General features: G+C 72.2%; 5 protein-coding genes. 3 read left to right on the top strand and 2 right to left on the bottom strand.

Translation table 11 applies throughout. From position 1 onward, the window contains the following. Nucleotides 1-828 precede the first annotated feature (828 nt). Both ACIBIW_RS32295 and ACIBIW_RS32290 read left to right on the top strand, forming a co-directional pair. A complete protein-coding gene (locus ACIBIW_RS32295; RefSeq protein WP_399341330.1) occupies nt 829-1617 on the top strand; it encodes a hypothetical protein in 789 nt (262 codons plus the stop codon). A gap of 566 nt (nt 1618-2183) precedes the next feature. Continuing rightward, nucleotides 2184-3557 carry a glycoside hydrolase family 6 protein gene (locus ACIBIW_RS32290; protein WP_399341328.1) on the top strand — a complete coding sequence of 458 codons (1374 nt, stop codon included), beginning with the start codon at nt 2184-2186 and terminating at the stop codon, nt 3555-3557. A 273-nt stretch (nt 3558-3830) separates the two neighbouring features. Here the strand turns inward: ACIBIW_RS32290 and ACIBIW_RS32285 are convergent, their stop codons facing one another. Next, a complete protein-coding gene (locus ACIBIW_RS32285) occupies nt 3831-4901 on the bottom strand; it encodes an aldo/keto reductase (protein WP_399341326.1) in 1071 nt (356 codons plus the stop codon). A 90-nt stretch (nt 4902-4991) separates the two neighbouring features. On the opposite strand from ACIBIW_RS32285, the gene ACIBIW_RS32280 reads away from it, so the two are divergent. Continuing rightward, a complete protein-coding gene (locus ACIBIW_RS32280) occupies nt 4992-5579 on the top strand; it encodes a TetR/AcrR family transcriptional regulator (protein WP_399341324.1) in 588 nt (195 codons plus the stop codon). Between the two features lie 356 nt (nt 5580-5935). Here the strand turns inward: ACIBIW_RS32280 and ACIBIW_RS32275 are convergent, their stop codons facing one another. After that, the gene (locus ACIBIW_RS32275; RefSeq protein ID WP_399341322.1) at nt 5936-6373 is read right to left on the bottom strand and encodes an ATP-binding protein; all 438 of its coding nucleotides are present in this window, start codon (nt 6371-6373) and stop codon (nt 5936-5938) included. Nucleotides 6374-6472 lie beyond the last annotated feature (99 nt).

The following is a 6472-nucleotide window of genomic DNA, read 5'->3' as shown; positions in this document are numbered from 1 at the left end:
TGCGATGGTGGGGGCACCTCCCACGCCCTTCGGGGCAGTGGGGGAGCATCTGACGCCGCACCCTGGTCCACGAAGATCCAAACGACACGACCTAGTGCCACCGCGCTCCGCGGACAGGGATGTGCCGCACGGTCGCGCACGATGTCCTCCTGTGGGGGCGGAAGCGAATCGCACTCCGAGCGCTCTGGAAGCGCTCCCAGATTGGACTGTAGCGGGGACATGACAGACTGGAAACCCGTCGGATCGCCCCGGCAACACCCCGGACAACCGCCGTCGCGCCTCGCCGCACCCTAACTCCCCTTCTGAGCTGGGGATTTATGGGAGCCTTAAAACAACCTGCGGATTGCCTTGTGTTACGGGGCGGTTGCCCAGGGGAGCGAACTCCCGTCATCCGGACCCTTGACACGCCCCCGCCACCCACTCAGTCTAAGAGCGCTCCCAGGCACTCCTACCGGGCCACGGGGAGCCCATCACACCCCCGAGTCGTGTCGTGCGCCCGCACGCGGGAGCCACGGCCACCGGCTGCGCGGCCACCGCGCCCCGGCCCAGGCCGTGGTGTGACGACACGGCCTGACGCGCGGCGCCGTCGCGCGGTGCCCACTCCCCCACCGCGGGCGGACACCGCGCACCACAGCCCCACCCCTGCCGGACCGCTTCACACGGAGGCAGCGCATGAGTCCCACCGAGGCCGGAGCACAGGGCCGCCCGCCCAGGGGACCGCGCCGCGCCCGCCCGCGTGCGGGAGCACGGGATTGGGCACGGCCGCCCCGGCTCCCGCGCACCACGCACCGCGCCGCCCGCCGTCGAGAACGAGCCCGAGGGGGCGCCATGAGACCGCGGGAACTTCCTCGCGCCACGCCCGGCGCCTCCGCCACACCGCCGCCGACCGGCACCTTCGCACCGCCCGATGCCGTGAGCGATGCCGCCGCACCCGAGGGCTCCGTGGGCCACCGCGGTGCGCACTTCCGGGGGGACGGCTTCGAGTACTACGCCGTGAGGAACCGCCGCCAATTGGCCTGCGGCCACCGGGAGACGTACGGCAGCTTCGACGCCCGGCCGCCCTATAAGGACTCGCTGAGCGGCGAGAGTAACCACCGGGGGCCCTTACGGGCGGACGAGACAGCAAGGCGCCTCAAGAGCGTCGGCCCGAGTCACATGGTGCACGCCCGGACCGAGAAGCACGGCAGCACCTACGGCTTCGACGACGGCACCCCGTTCGCCCACACCCGGCGTCCCCCACACGCCCACTTCGCCTCGCCCCGCCCGCACCCCACCAAGGAGTGGGCGGGTCTCTCGCTCGACGGGAAGAGATCGCCCGTCGACGTCTGGGCCGAGGACTCCCCCGAGGAGGCCGAAGTGCTGTTCCCCGCAGGCGAGTTCACCACCACGCACTCCGGCGGCATCGACAGAAGCGACCGGCGGCGAGCCGTCTTCCCGGAGTTCGAGGCCCACGGCCGGAGCGCCACCGCCTCCTGGCGGCACCCCGGCCTACGAATACAGGGCGTCGCCCCCGCCCGCCCGGCGCCGGAGAGCACTTCGGGACCCGCCGAGTTCACGGCGCGCACCGACCGGCAGGCCGCGAAGAGCGGCGGCGCCGGTACGGAGGGCGCCCGATGACACCCCATATCTCCCGGGACCCGCCGCGGGCACGACCAGCGGCACGGTTCTGGGTGCCGCCCCATGACGGGGCGGCGACCGGGCGCGGTCGGCGCCCGGGCACGGACGGACGGTCCCCGGCGCCGCACAACGGTGGCACGGGCGCGGACCGGAGAGGTACGGCGCCGACCAGGACGCGCGCGCCGCACCCGTGCCGTCCGCCCGTGCCCGCCCACCGCACCCCCGGCGGCATACAACTTCCCTCTTCACAAGGCGACTTGGACGTCCACGCACCGCACGCCCGGACACACCGAGGCGCCCACGCACACACCGGAAGGGGCTGCCGGGCGCTGCCCGCACACCCCTCCCACGTCTCCGTACCGGCACCGCTCCGGAGCCATCGCCCCGGAGGGACACCAGATTGTTGCGAGCCCTTTTCAGAGTGTTACGGCGCTGGTACGGTCAAAAAAACTGGAAGCGCTTCCATGGGAGCGCTCCCAGTTCCCCCCGCCCGTAATGGAGCGACGTTTCTGACTGCATGTCATGATCACGACAACTCCGTCGCGGTCACAACGAAGGAGTTCAGCATGAGATCAGGCCCCCCACACAGCTCGCGCTACCGTCGCGGCAGCCTTGCCGCGGTGGCCGCTATGGCGCTCGCCTCCGGGCTGATGATGGTCGGCGGCGGCGCCGCCAGCGGTGCCCCCGCCGCTGAGCGCGTGGACAATCCGTACGACGGCGCCACGGTGTACGTGAACCCGGACTGGTCCGCGAAGGCCGCCGCCGAGCCGGGCGGCGAGGCGGTCGCGAATGAGCCGACCGGCGTCTGGATGGACCGCATCGCGGCCATCGAGGGCACAGACGGGGCGATGGGTCTGCGCGACCACCTGGACGCCGCCCTGGAGCAGGGCGCCAACCTGATCCAGGTCGTGGTCTACGACCTGCCCGGTCGCGACTGCGCCGCGCTGGCCTCCAACGGTGAGCTGGGCCCGGACGACATCGACCGCTACGAGTCGGAGTTCATCGACCCGATCGCCGAGATCGAGGCCGACCCGGCCTATGCCGACCTGCGGATCGTCAACACGATCGAGATCGACTCCCTGCCCAACCTGGTGACGAACACCGGCGACCGCGAGACGGCCACCGAGAACTGCGACACCATGAAGGCGAACGGGAACTACCAGAAGGGCGTGGGCTACGCCCTGGCCCAGCTCGGTCCGATCCCGAACGTGTACAACTACATCGACGCGGGCCACCACGGCTGGATCGGCTGGGAGGACAACTTCTCGGCCACCGCCCAGGTCATCGCCGAGGCGGCGAGCACCGAGGGCGCCACCCCCGACGACGTGGCCGGCTTCATCGCGAACACGGCCAACTACTCGGCGACCGAGGAGCCTTACTTCAAGGTCGACGACACCGTCAACGGCCAGCCGGTCCGTGAGCAGGCCAAGTGGATCGACTGGAACAACTACGTCGACGAGCTGAGCTTCGCCCAGGACTTCCGCCAGGAGCTGGTCAGCCAGGGCTTCCCGAGCGACATCGGCGGCCTGATCGACACCTCGCGCAACGGCTGGGGCGGCGCCGACCGTCCGACCGGTCCCGGCCCCGAGACCAGCGCCGACGACTATGTGGACGGTGGCCGCGTCGACCGCCGTATCCAGCTCGGCAACTGGTGCAACCAGTCCGGCGCCGGCCTCGGCGAGCGCCCGACCGCCTCTCCCGAGCAGGGTATCGACGCGTATGTGTGGATGAAGCCCCCGGGCGAGTCCGACGGGTCGAGCAAGGAGATCCCGAACGACCAGGGCAAGGGCTTCGACCAGATGTGCGACCCCTCCTACCAGGGCAACCCGCGCAACGGCAACAACCCCTCGGGGGCGCTGCCCGACGCGCCGCTGTCCGGTGACTGGTTCTCCGCGCAGTTCCAGGAGCTGGTGCAGAACGCGTACCCGCCGGTGGACTAGCAACACTCGCGATGTGGCGTATCCCTGACGGTACGTCAACTCCAGTCCAGGGCCCGGTGATCCACGGATCGCCGGGCCCTTCGGCGTGTGGGGCGGCCCCGAACGCCCTTCCCTACACGGGCCGGTGGCCTGCTCGCGGATTCGGTGCGCACGGCTCCCCACGCCACGTCTCTCGCGTTCACTCCTCGAAGGCGCAGGGCGCGTTCCCACCCCCACACCGAGGCCGTCCCTTCGCGAGGCCGAGGGACCGCGGGAGCGGGCGTCCCCGCCCCCTCAGGCCGCGGCCACCGCCGCGGTGGCGGCCCTGCCCGGGAGCGGCAGGCCGTAGATGCGGCGGCGCAGGGCGAGGTCCGTGAGGTCCGGCGGGGTGGCCTTGTAGTTGTCGGCCGGGTTGACGTCGACGCCCGGCGGCACCACCTCGTCGATACGGTCGAGGACGTCCACGGGCAGCTCGACATCGCCGCCGTCGAGCAGGCCGACGAGCTGTTCGTGGGTGCGGGGGCCGATGATCACGGAGGTGACCGCCGGGTGCGCGAGCACGAAGCCGAGCGCGAGGTGCGGCAGGGTGAGACCGGCCTCCGCTGCGATCTCGCGGAGGGCGGCCACCGCCTCGGCCTTGGCGCGGTTCTCCGCGATGGACGTGTCGTACATGGTGGGCCGCCCCGCGGCGCGCTGTCCCCCGGCCGGGTCGGCGCGGCCGGAGAGCCAGCCGCCGTTCAGCGGGCTGTACGTCAGCACCCCCATACCGTGGCGGTGCGCGGTCGGCAGCACCGCCCGCTCCACACTGCGGGTGAGGACGGAGTACAGCGGCTGCTCGGTGGTGAACCGCCGGTGCCCGCCTCGCTGTGCCGCCCACTGCGCCTCGACGATCAGCTCGGCGGGGTAGGTGGAGGAGCCGATGGCCCGCACCTTGCCCTCGCGCACCAGGTCGGAGAGGGCGGACAGGGTCTCTTCGACGTCCGTGTCGTAGTCGGGCCGGTGGATCTGGTAGAGGTCGATGTGGTCGGTGTCGAGCCGGCGCAGGCTGTCCTCGACGGCACGCCGCACCCAACGGGCCGAACCGCCGCGGCTGTTCGGGTCTTCGCCCATCGGCATGGAGAACTTGGTGGCCAGCACCACGCCGTCGCGCCGTGAGCCCCGCAGCGCCTTGCCGACGATCTGCTCGGACTCGCCCGCGGAGTAGACGTCGGCCGTGTCGATGAAGTTGACCCCCGCGTCGAGCGCGGTGTGGATGACGCGGATCGAGTCGTCGTGGTCGCGGTTGCCCATGCTCCCGAACATCATCGCGCCCAGGCAGACCGTGCTGACCTGCATACCGGTGGCGCCCAGCACCCTGTGCCTCATGGTGGTGTCCTCGCTAGACTGAGTTCAAACGGAGTTCGTTCCGTTTAACGAGATTAACCGAAGTGCACTCCGCTTAGCAAGGAGGTCCCGGTGGCACACCCCGCCCCGCGGCGCCGCGCGCCCCGTTCCGACGGGCAGCGCAACCGCCGACTGATCATGGAAGCGGCGGCGAGGGCGTTCGCCACGGACGGCGCGGACGCGAGCCTGAACGCGGTGGCGCGTGACGCGGGCGTCGGCGTGGCGACCCTGTTCCGGCACTTCCCCACCAGGGAGGCCCTGGTCGAGGCGGTCTACCGGGAGTCGCTCGTCTCCCTGTGCGCCGCGGCAGGCACCCTGGCCGCCGAGCGCGACGCGCTGGACGCGACCCGCGCCTGGCTGACGAAGTTCCTGGACTACCTCAGCCTCAAGAGCGGCATGGCCGACACCCTGCGCGCGCTCACCGACGGCAACACGGACTCGCGCATCGGCACGGTCGAGCGGGTGACGGAGGCCATCGAGATCCTGCTCGAACACGGCCGTACGGAGGGGGTGTTCCGCCCCTCGGTGCGGGCCGACGACGTACTCGCCGCCCTGGCGGGCATCGCCCTCATGGCAGGCAGCCCCGCCCAACGCGACCAGGCGGACCGCCTGGTGGACCTACTGCTCGCGGGGGTGATGCGGGAGGGACCACGCGACTGAGGAAGCCGTACGGCCTCCGGGCGGCGGGGCCCGCTTCGGTACGGGAGAGCCGCGGCACCTCGCGGGGCGGGGCCGCACTGGCCCCGGTTGGGCCATGCTCGCCGGGAGCACGGGAGCGCGGGGGCCGCACTCGCCCGGGTTGGGGCCATGGCAACTGGGCGGGACCACGCGGGCCCGGGGCCCGCACCGCACCGCACCGCACCGCACCGCACCGGGACGTAGACCCCCGGGAGGTGGCAGCCGCCCCAACCCACACCGAGGCCACCGCCCAGGAGCCCCGCCCGGCGGCCCACACAGCAGGTGTCAGGGCGCCCGCCCCGGCGGCCCCTCCCCGCCACCGGCCGGCCAAACGGCCCTCACGCACTCAGCGGCAGCCTCGCGGACACCGTCTTCCCCGGCCCCTCGCGGTCGGCGCGCACCGCGACCGCGCCACCCCGGCGGATGGCGAGGTCGGTGACGAGGCGCAGGCCCCAGCCGCCCGAGCCGTCCTCGCGGGCGCGTGGCGCGGCCACCGGGCGGTGCGGATGGCTGTCGTGGACGGCGACCGTCAACTCGCCGCCGGTCAGGGTGAGTCCGATGTCGACGCTCGGGGAGAGCCGGGCCGCGTGCTTCACGCTGTTGGTGACCAGCTCGCTCAGCACCAGCAGCGCGGTCTCGCACAGGGTGTCCTCGTCGGCGAGCCCCCACGCCGCCAGTGCGTGCCCCGCGATGGCGCGCGACGCGGGCACCGACACGGGCTCGGCGGGCACCGAGAAGTCGCAGGACAGGGCGGGCACGCTGGACTCGTCGCGCATCAGTGATCCCGCTTCTTCTCGCACGGGGGGTGGAGCGCCGACTGCGGTCATGTCGTCTTCCCTCGGCATTTCTCGGTTGTCCCCGGTCGTGGCCGGTCG

The sequence above is a fragment of the Streptomyces sp. NPDC050560 genome, from assembly GCF_044457285.1.
In the GTDB taxonomy this organism is placed as follows: Bacteria; Actinomycetota; Actinomycetes; order Streptomycetales; family Streptomycetaceae; genus Streptomyces.
This window is presented reverse-complemented; position numbering and strand designations above follow the sequence as displayed.

Excerpts from the sequence above, each read along its gene's own strand:
- ACIBIW_RS32295 (WP_399341330.1), top strand. The coding sequence starts at position 829 with ATGAGACCGCGGGAACTTCCTCGCGCCACGCCCGGCGCCTCCGCCACA.
- ACIBIW_RS32290 (WP_399341328.1), top strand. The coding sequence starts at position 2,184 with ATGAGATCAGGCCCCCCACACAGCTCGCGCTACCGTCGCGGCAGCCTT.
- ACIBIW_RS32285 (WP_399341326.1), bottom strand. The coding sequence starts at position 4,901 with ATGAGGCACAGGGTGCTGGGCGCCACCGGTATGCAGGTCAGCACGGTC.
- ACIBIW_RS32275 (WP_399341322.1), bottom strand. The coding sequence starts at position 6,373 with ATGCGCGACGAGTCCAGCGTGCCCGCCCTGTCCTGCGACTTCTCGGTG.